Source organism: Hyphococcus sp. D3-15 (assembly GCF_055809375.1).
The window spans coordinates 1,525,512-1,540,863 of the sequence record NZ_CM147910.1; the positions used below are offsets into that span (position 1 = coordinate 1,525,512).

The following is a 15,352-nucleotide window of genomic DNA, read 5'->3' on the forward strand; positions in this document are numbered from 1 at the left end:
TTCTACACTTAATCCTTAAACCCCGCCGCGCGTTCGGCGCTCGGGAAGAACAGAAACGCCAGCATCAAGATGTATGGCGCGTAGTCCCACGCGATGGCGAGCGCCCAGACATCGGAAAAGATGTTGGCGTGCTTCAACACGGCATCGCGCGGCGACATGGTCGACAATCCCGGAATGAACTCCGAATCGACGACCGATTGCGCGCGGGAAATCCGTTCCGGCTCCTCCGGCGGCGGGGGCGGGTTGAAAATCTCCCGGAAAATATCGAGCCCGCGGGCAGGGGCGAGCTCCGCCGCAGATTTGATCGGAACATCCGGCTTTTGAAGTTTTTGCGAGCGGATGGTCGATTGCAGCGCGCTTTCCACTTCCGCGGCGTAACGGTCGATCGCCTCGCGCTGGCGCACTGACATGCGTCCGTCGCTCGGTTTTGGATTGGCGCGGGCAAAGGCGTCCAATTGCTGATCGAGCAGGCGTTCAATGCGCTTGTCTCGTCGCCAGCGATTGAGCGTTGCTGCGAAATCATCGAATGCGGTTTCAAATTCGCGGTTCCAGCGGTCCACATTGTCATAAGCGTTGCGGGCGAGCATGCGTTTCAGTTCGTCCGTATGCGCCGCGCAGCCGTCCGGATCGTAAGGGTTTTCGACCGCATCTTCCTGCTCCGCGATGATCTTGGCGACGCTGTCATAAAGCCCGCCATACCAGGTTGCGAGCCTGTTGATGTAATCGGTGACCGCGCCGCCCCCGGCAGAGCCCGATTGCGCGCCCCCGCTTTCCTCTGCGCCTGCGACGCGTTTCACATCCTCGACAGACAGTTCCAGGTCAGCGAGAACCAGAAAATCCCGCTGCCGCCATGTGGTGAGGCCGGCGCATTCAGCAGCGAGGCGGTTGATCTCGTATGTGTAGGTGTGGCGCACCGCGTCGACGCCGCCGATGCCGACCACGGTTGTCCAGGTCGAGACGAAAAACAGGATCAGCGCCAGAAACGGCACGATGATGAACAGTTTGATCGCGCGTTCCATGAAAAACAGCACATCGGCGCCAAAGCCGGAGGCGATCCCGCGGAACCAGTCGCGATGGCGTACGAAATCCGCGCCGCCGACCCAGATCGCCAGCGCCAGGCAAAAGACGAAGACGCCAAAGGCGGGCGGCAGAATGGCGTTGCGGAAGAAATCCGCTTCCTCCTGCGAGGTGATGAGGCCAAAGCCGATGGCGGAGCTGACGGCGCTGAAGAAACCGGATGTGACCGCTACCACGATGAACAGCCGGTTGAAGAGCGACGACCCGTCGAGCCGCTTTGAGGTGAGCACCGCGTAGAGCACGGCGCCCAGAAAAGCGATGACGGCGCTGGCCCCGGCTATGGCCGATACCGGGAACCCTGCGATTTCTGCTGACAAGGGATCTGGCCCATCCTGGGCCATGGCGCCGGAAAAGCCTGCAATGGCGGACAGAATGGCGACGGCGAAACCGCTTCGGTTCCGCATAGGCCGTCCCCGCACTGGCCTGCGCTCGTCCTGTCCCATTGCGCCCCTCCCGCTGTCCCTCCTGCGCGGGCCAAAAAGCGGGCGCAGGTCAGCTGGTCGCCCATCCTAACACGGAAAAAAATATGGTGGATAGTTGTCCCCGGCTTCCCGGGACGGCTTATAGTAGGGCCTTGAAAGAAATGACCAAAGGCGCCGCTGCGGCAATTTCCGGCTTGGATGTTGCGGTGCGGCGCCCTAAGGCAGGGCCGCGTCCCAATCGGAGACGCGCGATAGCAGGCAAAGAAGAGGGCGGGAGTCCCCATGAGTGTTACGACAAGATGGGTTTACAGCTTTGGCGCAGGCGGATCTGAAGGCGACGCCACCATGCGCAATCTGTTGGGCGGCAAGGGCGCGAACCTTGCGGAAATGGCGAGCCTCGGCTTGCCGGTTCCGCCGGGTTTTACGATCACGACTGAACTCTGCTCGGCCTATTACGCCAATGACCGCACCTATCCCGCAGAGCTGAAACAACAGGTCGACGCAGCGCTCGCCAAAGTCGGCGACGCGGTCGGCATGGGCTTTGGCGACAAGTCGCGGCCTTTGCTCGTCTCCGTGCGCTCCGGCGCGCGCGCCTCCATGCCGGGCATGATGGACACGGTGTTGAATCTCGGTCTCAGCGACGAAACCGTTGAAGGGCTCGCCAAGCTCTCCGGCGACGAGCGCTTCGCCTATGACAGCTACCGCCGTTTCATCCAGATGTATTCGAATGTGGTGCTCGAACTCGATCACCATTCCTTCGAGGAACTGCTCGAGACCTATAAGGAAGAGCAGGATTATTTCCTCGACACCGAGATGAATGCCGGGGACTGGAAAAAGATCATCGAAGGCTACAAGAAACTTGTCGCCGACGCGCTGGGCAAGCCATTTCCTCAGGACCCGGATGAACAGCTTTGGGGCGCGATTGGCGCGGTGTTCGGTTCATGGCGCAATGACCGGGCGGAAACCTATCGCCGTCTGCACCATATTCCCGAAAGCTGGGGCACGGCCGTCAATGTGCAGGCCATGGTGTTCGGCAATATGGGCGACACCTCAGCGACCGGTGTTGCGTTCACCCGCGACCCGTCGACCGGCGACAATTATTATTACGGCGAATTCCTCATCAACGCGCAAGGCGAGGATGTGGTTGCCGGCATCCGCACGCCGCAGGCGCTGACCAAGCGTTCCCGCGAAACCATGGGCGACGACGCGCCGTCCATGGAAGAGGCGATGCCCAAGGCGTTCGCCGAACTGGCGGATGTCTTCGACAAGCTCGAAAAACATTATCGCGACATGCAGGATATCGAGTTCACCATCCAGGATGAGAAACTCTGGATGCTGCAGACCCGCAACGGCAAGCGTACGGCGAAGGCCGCCCTGAAGATCGCCGTCGATATGTGCGAGGAAGGCCTGATCACCGAAGAAGAAGCGATTGGCCGCGTCGATCCGCATTCGCTTGACCAGCTTTTGCATCCTTCGCTCGATCCCGATGCGCCGCGCGATCAGCTTTTGTCCGGTCTGCCGGCGTCGCCCGGCGCCGCATCCGGCGAAGTGGTGTTCAATTCCGATGAGGCCGAGCGTCTCGCCCAGGAAGGCAAGCCGGTCATTCTGGTGCGCGTTGAAACCAGCCCGGAAGACATTCACGGCATGCACGCCGCGAAAGGCATCGTCACCGCGCGCGGCGGCATGACCAGCCACGCCGCCGTTGTGGCGCGCGGCATGGGCCGGCCTTGCGTTTGCGGCGCGGGCGAATTGAAGATCGACAAGAGCGAAGAGTTCTTCACCGTCGCTGGTCGGCAGGTGAAGAAAGGCGAGCTCGTCACTATTGACGGCGCGGCGGGGCGGCTCTTCGCCGGCGCGGTGCCGACAGTGCAGCCGGAACTTTCCGGCGACTTCGCCAAGTTGATGGGCTGGGCCGACAAGGTGCGCCGGATGAAGGTGCGCGCCAATGCGGAAACGCCCCATGACGCGCAGGTCGCGCGTGATTTTGGCGCGGAAGGCATCGGTCTTTGCCGCACGGAACATATGTTCTTTGAAGCGGACCGGATTATCGCCGTGCGCGAAATGATCCTGGCCGAAGACAAACCGGGCCGCAAAGCCGCGCTCGCTAAACTTCTGCCAATGCAGCGTTCGGACTTTGAAGAGTTGTTCCGGGTGATGACCGGCCTGCCGGTGACGATCCGTCTGCTCGACCCGCCATTGCATGAATTCCTGCCGCATTCCGATGACGAGATTGAGGAAGTGGCGAAGTCGTCCGGCATGGATGCGCAAAAGCTGAAAGATCGCGCGCACAAGCTGCATGAGTTCAATCCGATGCTCGGCCATCGCGGTTGCCGTCTTGGCGTTTCCTACCCGGAAATCTACGAGATGCAGGCGCGCGCGATCATCGAAGCGGCCTGCAATGTCGCCAAGGAAACCGGCGAGAAGGTGACGCCGGAAATCATGATCCCGCTCGTCGCCAAGCGCGAAGAGCTTACGCTCTTGAAGGCGAGCGTTGATGCGATCGCGACCGCGGTGCTGAAAGAGAACAATGTGCAGCTCGACTATCTGGTCGGTACAATGATCGAATTGCCGCGCGCGGCGCTGACCGCCGATGAGATCGCCAAGGACGCGGAATTCTTTTCCTTCGGCACCAATGACCTCACGCAAACCACTTTTGGTCTTTCGCGCGATGACTCGGCGGCGTTCCTGCCGGATTATCTGCGGCAGGGTATTTTCGAACGCGATCCGTTTGTGACTATCGACCCCGAAGGGGTCGGCGCGTTGATCCATATCGCGGCGGAAAAAGGCCGGGCGACGCGCCCGGACATCAAGCTCGGCATATGCGGCGAGCATGGCGGCGATCCGGACTCGATCCGCTTCGTAGAGGGGGCGGGGCTCGACTATGTGTCCTGTTCGCCCTATCGGACGCCGATTGCGCGACTTGCCGCAGCACAAGCAAAACTAGAAAAAACCTCCGGCGGATCAACCGCCTAAAAGGTTAACATTAACGCGAGAAAAAATAAGTCGTTGTAAAAACAATGACTTATTCCGTCCTCGATAAGGTTAACAAAGGGTTAACGCAGCCTTATTTCAATTGCGAAAGCCTCTCGCGGGCGCCATATTCCGGCGGAGGAAGCGCGCTCCACGGCGCGTTTTTTGCGTCTTTCCGATGGTCTTCCGGCCAGCAGGTGAGACGCGCAAGAAGAGAAGGCGAGAATTGAAAGACCGGCGTGACATAAATCGGCCAGCACACGGCCTGCCAGCACACGGCCTGGACGTGAACTGGACGCTGCGCAGCCTGATGGCGGCGGGCCTCCTTTCCGTATGCGCCGTTGCGAGCGCAATGAGCGCCACGGTCAATGCAAGCCGCGCAGAAGAGCAGCGCAAGGCGGAAGTGGCGCTGGCGCAGGAAGCTGATCTGGTCGCCGACCTCGCCACCTATCTTGCGGCGGAGACAGCGGCCACGCGCGCAGCGCTTGACGGGCCGCGCTTGAAGCCAGCGCTCGCTACGGGCGAACTGCTCAATGCGGAAGACCTCACTGCAGGGCTCGCCTCGTTTGATTTCACGGATCTGACTGTCGCCAAGCTCGATGCCGATGAGCGCAAATGCCTGGCGCAGGCGATTTACTACGAAGCCCGGTCAGAGCCGCGCATCGGCCAGCTAGCCGTGGCGGACGTTATCTTGAACCGCGTTAAGAGCGCCGTTTATCCGGGCTCGATTTGCGGCGTTGTGTTTCAGGGATCAGAACGGCGCACCGGTTGCCAGTTCTCGTTTACATGCGACGGCTCCATGCAGGCGCGACTCAACAAGCGCAAATGGAAAGAGTCGGAAGAACTCGCCGGCGCGATCCTCGCTGGCGTGCGCGCGCCGGTCAGCCGGAATGCGACGCATTATCACGCAAATTACGTGACGCCCCATTGGGCAGACTCGCTGACGCCGACCGCAACCATCGGCACGCACAAATTTTACAAATTCCCGAGCCGCCGCACGATCGCGGCCGCGCCGGCGGCGATGTAGCGTTGCTTGGGGCGGGGCATGCCGCGTCCTGACGACAACGCATCCGGAAAATCCAGAGTGATCTTGATGAAGCACCGGAAAAGCCTGATAGCGGCTTTATGTTGCGCTTCGGCATTTGGCGCCGCGCCTTCATTGGCGGCGGATCATGATGCGCAAATCTGGACCACAACCGGGGTCAGCGCCAAACTGAGCGATCGATGGTCTGGTTCGTTTAACGTCCATATGCGCTATGGCGATGGGCTTGAGCGTTTGCTGCAGACTCATTTTCGCAGCGGCGCGGACTATCAACTCAGCCCGTCGCTCAGCCTTGGGGCGGGGTACTGGTACATTCTCGCAGATCGAAATAATGCGAAAGACGCAAGAGAGCATCGGCTGATGCAGCAGGTCACCTGGCGTTCAAAAGATGTTTTGGGCGGCGCATTGCAGGTGCGGGCTCGTGTTGAACAACGATTTCGCGATACGGGTGACGACACGGTCTGGCGCGCGCGGCAAATGGTGAGGTTCACCAAACCTGCCGGGCAGTCGGATGGCGTTTACTTGTTCGGCTCCGGCGAGTCATTCTTTGTGCTGAATAATTCGGATTGGGGCAGCCGAAAAGGTTTTGAGGAAGTTCGCCTTTCCGGCGGCGCCGGCTTTCCGATTGCAAAAGATTTGAAGGTTGAGTTCGGCTACCAAGCGCAAATTCAACCACGCGATAATGCGGAAACCCGCATCAATCATGCGCTAACGGTCAATTTGCGGCTGCCGCTCTAGCGCAGCGGTTCTTACAAACAGAATTCCGCGCCTTCACGGGCGACATTGAAACCCGCTTTTTTCACTGCTGCGCGCTCCGGGCTTTTTGAATTGTGCAACGGGTTGGTGTGGTTCATGTGGATGAAGTGGATCTTGGTTTTTTCGCTTTCGGCCAGCGAAGAAAACCGCGCCATGGAATGACTAACGGTCGGGTGCGGAATCTTTGACATGTCGCGGCCCGGCAACTCCTCGCCGGAAAAGAAAGTCGCATCGACAAAGGCGAAATCAACATCGGCGATCTTCGCTTCGATGCGCACGCCTTCTTTGTCCCAGTCATCCCAACTGTCGATATCGGGGAGAAACAGCGCGGATTTTTTCGGCCCCTGAATGATAAAACCGGCGACTTCCGAAAACTCCTGCCGGTGCGGCACAAGAAACGGCGTTACGGAAAGACCTGTGGCGAGCGGCTCCGGTTCCCCATCTTCCATAATAGCGAGGTAGATGTTGTGCAGCACAAGCAATTGCGACCACGGGCCGTTGCCGGTCAGAAAATCGGCCATGCGGGGCATGGCGAAAACCTCGATGTTTTGCGCGCCCGCCGCCTCGCGGCCAAACATCATCAGGCCCGCATAGTGACCGATATGGGCATGGGTCAAAAACACGCCGTCAACGCGGGCTGGGTTGTCTGTCGGTGCGGATATGTTGAGCTGGTGCAGTTGTGTTTTGATGTCGGGCGTTGCGTCAAACAGCCAGCGTATGGGCTGCTCTCCGCGCCGGTCGATCAACGCAAGCGACGTCGCCTGCCGCTGCAGGGAAGGATCGTCCCAGGCAGGGTCGCCCGGATTGCCGATTTGCGGTTTGCCCGCGTCTTGGGCGACGCCAAGCACAAGCAGGGATACATCGCATTGTTTGCGCGCGGGCGCATCGGAACTGACCTGTGTGCAGGCGGCGAGCATGAGCGCGGCGGCAAGGGCGATGGTTTTTTTCATTGGCGGCGAGCCTGGGTTAATCCGAAATTGGCATCGAAAACGGCATTCACGCGGCAGCCCGCTGCGCGCGGCGGAGGATGATGAATTCTGCGGGCTTCAAGGGCGCAAAGCCGATTTCGATATTGCAGATTCCGTTGTCGATATCGCTCTGCGTTGTGGTCGACCGGTCGCAGCGCACGAAATAAGCGTCTCGCTGGATGGCGCCGGCAAAGGCGCCCTGCCGAAACAGGCCTTGCATGAAATTCTCAATGGCCGATTTGATCTGCGCCCAAAGCGGCTCCGCATTGGGTTCGAACACCGCCCACTCCAATCCGCTGTCGAGACTTTTTTCGATGAACAGCGCGGTGCGTCGCACGGGCAAATATTTCCATTCGGGATCGCTCGACAAGGTGCGCGCCCCCCAGACCATTGCGCCGCGGCCCGGAAAGGTGCGGATGGCGTTCACATTGGCCTGGCTCAGCAGTTCGGTGTCGGCGGTGGTCAGGGCGTTAGCTGGCGCGGCGCCTGCAAGCGCGGCCTGCATGCCAGCCGGCGCTTTCCAGACACCGCGCGCGGAGTCAATGCGTGCGGCGATCCCGGCGGCGGCGGCGCTTGCGCAAAGAGAATTTGCAAATCCGCCGACCGTCAGGCGCGGCGCAAAAAGCGCAGCATTGCGGTCATTGACGCCGAGCAGGCCGCGCCAGTTTGCAATGAAGTCACTCGTATCAAAGGTTGCGGTTGGCGGCGCATCCATCAGCAGCATCGCTTTTTGCTCGACCGCGAGCAGCAGCGCTTCGCTGTAGATATTCGCGGCTTCCGCAACGGTGAGGGCGGCGGCGGGTGGCACACAGATGAAGTCGACGCCGAGCGCGGAGCCATTTAATAGCGCGCGCAAACCATTGCCGCCGGCGGCGCCGAGAATGCCGCTAGCGCTGTTATTATCGACGCTGGCGATCAGCGCCTTGCGACCACCATTGCGAAAATACATGGTGACGGTTTCCAGCGCTTCGGCGCTGACGCCGGGACGGCTGGCTAAATTCGTATGCAGATCTGAAATGCTGGTGACCGTTTCAATATCGCTGCCGCCAAACACGTCTACGAAAAGCGTGGTTGATGTTTCCGGCGCCCGTATCACGCGGACCCCTGAGGGGATTTCCTCCACATAAACGCCTGGCGTCTGATAGCGCGGCGCTGCCCGTTTTTGCGCCATGGCTGGCGTTGCGGCGCCGGCTGCGATGCCGCCCGCAAGAAACAGTCTTCGTGAAAACTTGTCTGTCATGCGATTTCCCCCTGATGATTCACACGCCCCGTAAGGCTAACACAAATCATCGCCCAGCCGAATGCGGCGCCTAGAGGAAGTCGAGGCCGAGATCGAGATTTGGCGCGGAATGGGTGATCCAGCCTGAAGAGATCACATCGACGCCGGTTTCCGCGATGGCGCGGACAGTGGCGATTGTGACATTGCCGGAGGCTTCAAGGACGGCGCGGCCCCCATTAGCTTTATTGTTGATCTCGACGGCGCGCTTCAGGTCCGCGGGCGTCATATTGTCGAGCAGGACAACATCGGCGCCATGGGCGAGGGCGTCTTCGAGTTGCGCCAGCCCGTCCACTTCCACTTCGATTTTGACCATGTGGCCGACTGCGGCGCGCGCAGCAGCGAGCGCTTTGGTGATGCCGCCAGATGCGGCGATGTGGTTGTCCTTGATCATCACCGCGTCATAGAGGCCGAAACGATGGTTGTGGCCGCCGCCGCAGCGAACCGCATGCTTTTCAAAGGCGCGCAGGCCGGGCAGGGTTTTGCGCGTGCAGACGATTTTGGCGTTGGTGCCGTGCACCGCATCAACAAGGTCAGCGGTTGCAGTCGCTACGCCAGACAAATGCCCCATGAAATTCAACGCGACCCGTTCAGCGGAAAGGACGCCGCGTGCGGGGCCGTTGATGGATAGAATGACGTCGCCTTTTGCGACGCGCGCGCCATCGTCTTTTTCAACGCTGATAGTGATCGCCGGATCGGTCAGGCGAAAGGCGGCGAGCGCGGCGTCAACACCGGCGACGACGCCGGGCTTGCGCGCGGCGATCACCGCTTTTGTGTTCGCGTCCGCCGGAATAGTTGCATTGGTGGTGATGTCGCCAGCGTCGCCGAAATCTTCCTTCAGCGCGCGCGCGACGGCGTCTTCAACGATTAGCGGCGAAAGGCGGGCGATCATTCTCCATCCTCGTCGTAGATATAAGTGGCGGCAATTTCCGTGTGATAGGGCTCTTCGGCGCGATTCGGATAATCGCTGCGGAAATGTCCGCCGCGGGATTCTTCTCGCGCCAATGCGCCTTGCGCGATCAGCTCTGCGGAAACCAGCGCGCTTTTCAGGCCGCTGGTCATGGTCGCCGCCGCGTTCATCTCGTGAATGATTTCGAGCAGATCGGCGAGGCCTTCGCCGTCTCGGATCAGGGCGCAATGTTCGCTCATGGCGGCGCGCAGGCGCGCCATCTCTGTTGCGGGCGCCGGCTTGGAGGGAAGCTCCATGCGGTCGCCCGGCGCGCCGGCGTCTTGCGTGGACTCCAGCTCCGCATCGCGCAACTCGTCGGCGATGCGGGCGCCGAATACAATGGCCTCAAGCAGGGAGTTGGAGGCGAGGCGGTTCGCCCCATGCACGCCGGTGGAGGCGACTTCGCCAACCGCCCATAACCCGTCCACATTGGTGCGTCCGTCAAGATCGGTTTCAACGCCGCCCATATGGTAATGGGCCGCCGGGGCGACGGGCATAAGTTCCGTTCGCGGATCGATATTCGCCGCCTGGCAGGAGGCGAAGACCGTGGGAAAGGCGCCGGGAAATTTCGCGCCGATGGCGTCGCGCGCATCGAGAAAGGCGCCGCGCCCGGATTTCAATTCCGCCTCAACCGCGCGAGCGACAATGTCGCGCGGGGCGAGATCGCCATCGCGGTGATAACCGGTCATAAAGGGCCTGCCGTCTTTGTTGACGAGTACGGCGCCGTCGCCGCGCAGGGCTTCGGTCGCGAGCGGCGCGGGGTCGATGCCGATATTGAGCGCGGTCGGATGGAATTGCACGAATTCCGGATCGCGGATCACCGCGCCAGCGCGCGCGGCGAAGGCCAAGCCGTGCCCTTGCGCGGGGACGGGATTGGTGGTGACGGCATATAGACCGCCAAGCCCGCCAGTGGCCATCACGACTTCCGCAGCTTCATAGGCTTCGCGCTCGCCCGCGGCGACATCAAACACCAGCGCGCCGCCGACAACGCCATTGTCGTCAACCAGCAGATCCTCAACAACGATGCGTTCGAGGATGGTGATGTGTTCTGACGCGCGCGCGGCGGCGATCAACGCTTCCATAATCGCGGCGCCCGCTTGATCGCCCGTGGCGTGGACGATGCGGTCGCGGCAATGGGCGGCTTCGCGGCCGACTTTCAGATTTCCGTTTTCGTCGCGGTCGAACTTTACGCCGAAGCGCAGCAAATCCTCGACCGCTTCGGGTCCGCCGACAGCGAGAATATGCGCCGCTTCCGGATCAACCAGGCCGGCGCCGGCTTGCATGGTGTCGGCGAAATGCAGGTTCGGCGTGTCGTTGGGGCCGACGGCGGCCGCGAGGCCGCCTTGCGCCCATGGGGTTGCGCCGCCCTTGCCGAGCGGGCGCGCGGTGATGATGGTGACCGGGCGCGGCGCCAGCTTTAGCGCGGTATAAAGCCCCGCAACGCCCGCGCCGATGATGAGGATGTCTGACTGTTGATCCATTTATGCCCGCTCATCCCGGCGCAAGCCGGGATCCAGATCCTTTTTCTACTGGGTCCCGGCTTGCGCCGGGATGAGCGGAGTTGATGTTTCGCTCATGTTTTTTCTAAGCCCGCGCCTCTAGCGCGAACACTTCCGGCGCATGCTGGTGGTCATACATGGACTGTCTGGTTAACGGCAGTGCGATCATGCGCTCAATCGGGCGGCGCGCCTTGTCGATGATGTCCGGATCAATCAACACCTCATGCTCCATGGTCTGCAGCGAGCGCAGGATTGCGGGAAGGCTGATCCGCTTCATATGAGGGCAGAGATTGCAGGGCCGGACGAAATTCACATTCGGATTTTCCAGCGCAACATTGTCCGACATGGAGCATTCGGTGATCAACACGACGTTTTTCGGCTGATTGTCCTTGACGTAGTTGCTCATGCCGCTGGTCGATCCGGCGAAGTCCGCTTCGGCGAGCACGTCCGGCGGGCATTCAGGGTGCGCTAGCACAAGAACGCCGGGATTGCCTTCACGGATTTCGCGAATGTCTTCGGCGGTGAAGCGCTCATGCACTTCACAGGCGCCGGCCCATGTAACGATCTTCACATCAGTCATCGCCGCGACGTTCTTCGCGAGATACTGGTCAGGCAGGAACAGCACGATGTCTGAGTTCCATTCGCGCGCCGCGTATTCGACGACCTCAACCGCATTTGACGAGGTGCAGCACACATCGGTTTCCGCTTTTACGTCGGCGGTCGAATTCACATAAGTGACGACCGGTGCGCCCGGATATTTCTGTTTCAGCAAACGCACATCGGCGCCGGTGATTGAGGCGGCGAGGGAGCAGCCGGCGCGCAGATCGGGGATCAGCACGGTTTTTTCCGGGCACAGAATTTTCGAGGTTTCCGCCATGAAGTGAACGCCCGCCTGCACGATGACATCTGCGTCTGAACGCGCGGCTTCCTTGGCGAGTTGCAAGCTGTCGCCGGCGAAATCGCCGACGCAGAAAAAGATCTCCGGCGTCATGTAATTGTGCGCCAGGATCACCGCGTTTTTCTGTTTCTTCAGATCGTTGATCGCGGCGATATAGGGCGCATGCGTGCGCCACTCGATTTCGGGAATGAGCTTCGCGACTTTCGGATAGAGGTGATCAGTCTTCGCTTTGACCTCGTCGGTATAGGGAAGGAGTGCGTTTGCGCGCTCGCCAATCACGGCTCCAGAAGAATCCGGCATGTCGTCGTCTCCAGCGTTCGTCGCCTGAAAGGGTCAGGCTTCCTCAGAAGAACTATTATGCTCAACTAGAGCATATATAGGGCGGAAAAATCAGTCCGCAAGGGCTTTAAGCGCCAGACCCTAGTGAAAAACCTATACGGGTCAATTGACTGTCATGGAATCGTGACGATGCGACGCGAAATAGGGGCAAAAGGTTTCGCTTTGGGTCAAATACGCACCAATTGCGCTTTTGGCTTGATCACGATTCGCGACATTGCCCTGTGTTTTTCGTAATGACTATTCGCTGGGCCGGCGCAGGCGTGGAATAGCAAGGCCCGCCGCAGCGCGGTCTTTCAGCCCAGCTCGGTCAACGCGGAAAAGGGCGGCGGGGCGTCCGCCGGTTTCGCCGGTGCTTTCTCCTGTCGCCTCGACGAAGCCGGACTTTTCCACGCTGCGCCGGAAATTCTGTTTGTGGAACTCAAAGCCGACAATCGCCTCCACCACGCGCTGAAGCTGCAACAGGGTGAAAGTTGGCGCCACCATGTCGAAAATCACCGGCCGGTATTTAAGCTTGCCGCGCAGGCGCCCGATCGCCGTGGCGAGTATGCGGCGGTGATCGGAAATCATGGCGATACCGGCGTCGGAGGGGGCGGCCTTTGCGTCGGCCTGATCGCGCAAGGCTTCGAAGACAAGGCCGGCTTCATACATGACTTCATAGCGGTCGAGCGTGCGCTCTTCCTCCCAGCCAAAGCCGTCAATGCCGAAGGCGACATTGAACCGCGCGATGCGCGCAGCTTTTTGATCCTTGCTGGCGCCGCGATTGGCCCATGCGTTGAGGCCCGGAATGATCCGGTCACGAAGTATAGGCGGCTCGCCGGCGCGCCAGTCCTCCCAGGGAAAAAACGAATACCAGTCCGCCCAGAGCGCATCCTCGGCGAGAATGTCAGCAGGGGCGGGCGCCAAAGCGAGATAGCCGACAGAGACAACACGTTCGCCATCGCCGCCGGATAGCGCGGCGGCGGGCGCTTCGCGGCCCTTGTCGCCGAATGTGTAGAGCTGCTCCACATAGCCAAGCGAAACATGGGTTTGCCGTTCGACCCATTCGCGCACGCCGATTTCAAAGGTCCGGTGGCGTTCCGGATCGAAGGGTCCATAGGGCAGCGCGAGGTGGCGCTTCTTCTCTGGTGAGGCGCCGGCGCTTGGCGCACGCACGCACAGGACTTTCGGGCGGTCGCCGTCGACCACGGCGATCACTGCATTGAGTGCAATGGCGACATTGGTCGCGAGCGAAGGGGCGGGTGGTTTCCTCACATGCTTTCTATGGAGGATTTACGGGCCTACAGGCAAGGTCACAATCGGCGCGCAGACAGTCGAGCAGCATGGGCACAGATCGAGTATCGCCCCGACCATCCTGTCCTCGCGGCCGAGCAATGCGTCAGCCTCCGACACCAAAAGCAGGTTGGGGTCGGCGTGAGGCGCGGCCATGCGTAACCGCCGGGCGATCATCTGCTCGCACATTTCAGGCTCGCGCACGCACATCATGATATAGGCGATGGCGGTGGAGCGGGCGACGCCGCGGTGACAATGGATAAGGACATTATCTTCTGTCTTGGCCCAGGCGTTGGCCAGGGCGATGATCGCCGGCGCCATGTCGTTTTCGCTGGCCGTGGGATCGAGCTTCAAATGCCGCTCTTTCGGCAAACACTCAAATCGTTCGGGTGCGGTGTCGTCTTTGTCGAGAATTGAAACGACGAAGCCGGGATCGCAATGATCGCAGGCGGCGGGTGCGGCTTCGAGAGAACTGATAACGACGTGTGGCATTAGGACATGCTGGCTTAACGAATTTCAGACCGCCTAGCGTGCGGTTCGTCCCAAAACATAGGTGTTTCGGCCCCGTGATGGAATGGACCTGAGGCTCACAGCCGCTTGATTTGCCGGAATTGTTACCCGGTCGCACTCTTATGGGTTTCATAAAGCTCGAAAAACCGCTCGAGATAGGCTTCCTGCGCATCGACGGAGGTCATCGCCTTGAGCGTCAGCGGCGTCACCCCGCGCGGATTGGAGAAGAATTTACCTGCCTCTTCGACCTCGAACCCGGCGATCTGCACCGCTTCGAAATAGGCGCTGGCCCGGTCGGCGCGCTTGATCAGCTTTTCGACCGCATCCGGCAGATGCGCAGGCAGGGCGAAACGCAAATGGATCGCCTGCATAAGCCGGCTTTCAATGGCTTTATATTGCTCGCCAAGCTGGGCTTTGAACGGCGAAATCATATCGCCAATGACGAATTCCGGCGCATCGTGCAGCAAGGCGGCGAGGCGCCATTTCACCGGCCAACCGGGTTTCAGCTCGCCGCAAAAACTTTCGACGATGAGCGAATGTTGAGCGACATTGAACGGGATCGGTCCTTTGGTTTGTCCGTTCCAGCGCGCGACGCGGGCGAGACCATGGGCGATGTCTTCGATCTCTACATCCATAGGCGACGGGTCCAGCAGGTCAAGCCTGCGGCCTGACAGCATGCGTTGCCAGGCGCGTGGCGCGGCCTCGGCGGTCAATGCGGCTTTGCGCGCCATTTTGTTCCTTCCCGGGTTGACCGTTCAATGACGGGCGCATCGCCTAGCAAAGCGCTGGCGATGCGGCAAGGCCGCTGATTTCCACCGGTGAACGCGACGAGCCGCCCAATTCCTGCGCTGGACCGGCTTGAGCGCTTCGGAAAAAGCACCCACTATCAGAACAGTTCTCGCGTTTTAGAAATCATCAAAGAAAAGGCGAACGGTTCACTGTTCGAAAACGGGGTGCGAAAATGACGACTTCTGATTATCAAGAAACCAGACGGTCTGGCGGCGTCGGATGGATTGTTGCGCCGGTGGTATTGATTTTGTTTCTGGGCGCGGCGCTTTCCGCTGGGGCATATTTTTATGCTGACACGCAATTGACGATCGCCGAAGCGATCGCTGCAGGGTTTGGCGGCCTTGCCGGCCTCATCCTCGGTCTTATCGGAGCAGTGTTCAGCCTGATTGTCGCGCTCATCGGCGCCTTGATCGGCATTGTTGCGGCGGGCGGCGCGGTGGCGCTGACGCTCTTTATTATCGGATCGCCGATTATCGCGCTGATCCTGATCGTTTTGCTGATGCGGCGTTCAAAGTCAGATTGTCCCGATCCGGCGGCGCATCAATAGAGTCGCCTTCCGCGCGCGCAGCGTAGGAAACGTTTAGGCCG

The 15,352-nt window shown here is 60.5% G+C and carries 13 protein-coding genes; 4 read left to right on the plus strand and 9 right to left on the minus strand.

Going from position 1 to position 15,352, the window contains the following annotated elements:
• Positions 1-8 precede the first annotated feature (8 nt).
• Complete coding sequence (locus AC0L8G_RS07535; RefSeq protein ID WP_473388086.1) at positions 9-1,481, minus strand: hypothetical protein; 1,473 nt, start codon at positions 1,479-1,481, stop codon at positions 9-11.
• Between the two features lie 300 nt (positions 1,482-1,781).
• On the opposite strand from AC0L8G_RS07535, the gene ppdK reads away from it, so the two are divergent.
• The 3 genes from ppdK (at position 1,782) to AC0L8G_RS07550 (ending at position 6,249) form a co-directional block, all read left to right on the plus strand.
• Positions 1,782-4,472 (plus strand): pyruvate, phosphate dikinase, encoded by a 2,691-nt coding sequence (gene ppdK / locus AC0L8G_RS07540; RefSeq protein ID WP_473388088.1) that lies wholly within the window; start codon positions 1,782-1,784, stop codon positions 4,470-4,472.
• 283 nt (positions 4,473-4,755) lie between these two features.
• Positions 4,756-5,496, plus strand: a complete 741-nt coding sequence (locus AC0L8G_RS07545) for a cell wall hydrolase (protein WP_473388089.1) — start codon at positions 4,756-4,758, stop codon at positions 5,494-5,496.
• Positions 5,497-5,514: 18 nt separating this feature from the next.
• A complete protein-coding gene (locus tag AC0L8G_RS07550) occupies positions 5,515-6,249 on the plus strand; it encodes a DUF2490 domain-containing protein (RefSeq protein WP_473388090.1) in 735 nt (244 codons plus the stop codon).
• Between the two features lie 11 nt (positions 6,250-6,260).
• On the opposite strand, the gene AC0L8G_RS07555 is transcribed toward AC0L8G_RS07550, so the two are convergent.
• The 8 genes from AC0L8G_RS07555 to AC0L8G_RS07590 all read right to left on the minus strand — a co-directional run bounded on the left by AC0L8G_RS07555 (position 6,261) and on the right by AC0L8G_RS07590 (position 14,706).
• Positions 6,261-7,217, minus strand: a complete 957-nt coding sequence (locus AC0L8G_RS07555; RefSeq protein ID WP_473388091.1) for an MBL fold metallo-hydrolase — start codon at positions 7,215-7,217, stop codon at positions 6,261-6,263.
• Between the two features lie 46 nt (positions 7,218-7,263).
• Positions 7,264-8,475, minus strand: a complete 1,212-nt coding sequence (locus tag AC0L8G_RS07560) for a phage tail sheath family protein (RefSeq protein ID WP_473388093.1) — start codon at positions 8,473-8,475, stop codon at positions 7,264-7,266.
• A gap of 70 nt (positions 8,476-8,545) precedes the next feature.
• Positions 8,546-9,403 (minus strand): carboxylating nicotinate-nucleotide diphosphorylase, encoded by an 858-nt coding sequence (gene nadC / locus AC0L8G_RS07565; protein ID WP_473388094.1) that lies wholly within the window; start codon positions 9,401-9,403, stop codon positions 8,546-8,548.
• Positions 9,400-10,941, minus strand: a complete 1,542-nt coding sequence (locus tag AC0L8G_RS07570) for an L-aspartate oxidase (protein WP_473388095.1) — start codon at positions 10,939-10,941, stop codon at positions 9,400-9,402. Before AC0L8G_RS07570 ends, nadC begins: the two co-directional genes overlap by 4 nt.
• A 103-nt stretch (positions 10,942-11,044) precedes the next feature.
• Positions 11,045-12,157, minus strand: a complete 1,113-nt coding sequence (nadA, locus tag AC0L8G_RS07575) for a quinolinate synthase NadA (protein WP_473388096.1) — start codon at positions 12,155-12,157, stop codon at positions 11,045-11,047.
• Between the two features lie 276 nt (positions 12,158-12,433).
• Positions 12,434-13,447: an NUDIX hydrolase gene (locus AC0L8G_RS07580; RefSeq protein WP_473388097.1), complete on the minus strand. Its 1,014-nt coding sequence runs from the start codon at positions 13,445-13,447 to the stop codon at positions 12,434-12,436.
• Positions 13,448-13,465: 18 nt separating this feature from the next.
• Entirely contained in the window at positions 13,466-13,957 is a 492-nt protein-coding gene (locus AC0L8G_RS07585) for a hypothetical protein (RefSeq protein ID WP_473388099.1), read from the minus strand.
• 122 nt (positions 13,958-14,079) lie between these two features.
• Entirely contained in the window at positions 14,080-14,706 is a 627-nt protein-coding gene (locus AC0L8G_RS07590) for a YfbR-like 5'-deoxynucleotidase (protein ID WP_473388101.1), read from the minus strand.
• A gap of 230 nt (positions 14,707-14,936) precedes the next feature.
• On the opposite strand from AC0L8G_RS07590, the gene AC0L8G_RS07595 reads away from it, so the two are divergent.
• Positions 14,937-15,311, plus strand: coding sequence for a hypothetical protein (locus AC0L8G_RS07595; RefSeq protein WP_473388102.1), 375 nt, complete (start codon positions 14,937-14,939; stop codon positions 15,309-15,311).
• Positions 15,312-15,352 lie beyond the last annotated feature (41 nt).

Excerpts from the sequence above, each read along its gene's own strand:
- AC0L8G_RS07535 (WP_473388086.1), bottom strand. The coding sequence starts at position 1,481 with ATGCGGAACCGAAGCGGTTTCGCCGTCGCCATTCTGTCCGCCATTGCA.
- ppdK (WP_473388088.1), top strand. The coding sequence starts at position 1,782 with ATGAGTGTTACGACAAGATGGGTTTACAGCTTTGGCGCAGGCGGATCT.
- AC0L8G_RS07550 (WP_473388090.1), top strand. The coding sequence starts at position 5,515 with ATGCCGCGTCCTGACGACAACGCATCCGGAAAATCCAGAGTGATCTTG.
- AC0L8G_RS07555 (WP_473388091.1), bottom strand. The coding sequence starts at position 7,217 with ATGAAAAAAACCATCGCCCTTGCCGCCGCGCTCATGCTCGCCGCCTGC.
- AC0L8G_RS07560 (WP_473388093.1), bottom strand. The coding sequence starts at position 8,475 with ATGACAGACAAGTTTTCACGAAGACTGTTTCTTGCGGGCGGCATCGCA.
- nadC (WP_473388094.1), bottom strand. The coding sequence starts at position 9,403 with ATGATCGCCCGCCTTTCGCCGCTAATCGTTGAAGACGCCGTCGCGCGC.
- AC0L8G_RS07570 (WP_473388095.1), bottom strand. The coding sequence starts at position 10,941 with ATGGATCAACAGTCAGACATCCTCATCATCGGCGCGGGCGTTGCGGGG.
- nadA (WP_473388096.1), bottom strand. The coding sequence starts at position 12,157 with ATGCCGGATTCTTCTGGAGCCGTGATTGGCGAGCGCGCAAACGCACTC.
- AC0L8G_RS07585 (WP_473388099.1), bottom strand. The coding sequence starts at position 13,957 with ATGCCACACGTCGTTATCAGTTCTCTCGAAGCCGCACCCGCCGCCTGC.
- AC0L8G_RS07590 (WP_473388101.1), bottom strand. The coding sequence starts at position 14,706 with ATGGCGCGCAAAGCCGCATTGACCGCCGAGGCCGCGCCACGCGCCTGG.
- AC0L8G_RS07595 (WP_473388102.1), top strand. The coding sequence starts at position 14,937 with ATGACGACTTCTGATTATCAAGAAACCAGACGGTCTGGCGGCGTCGGA.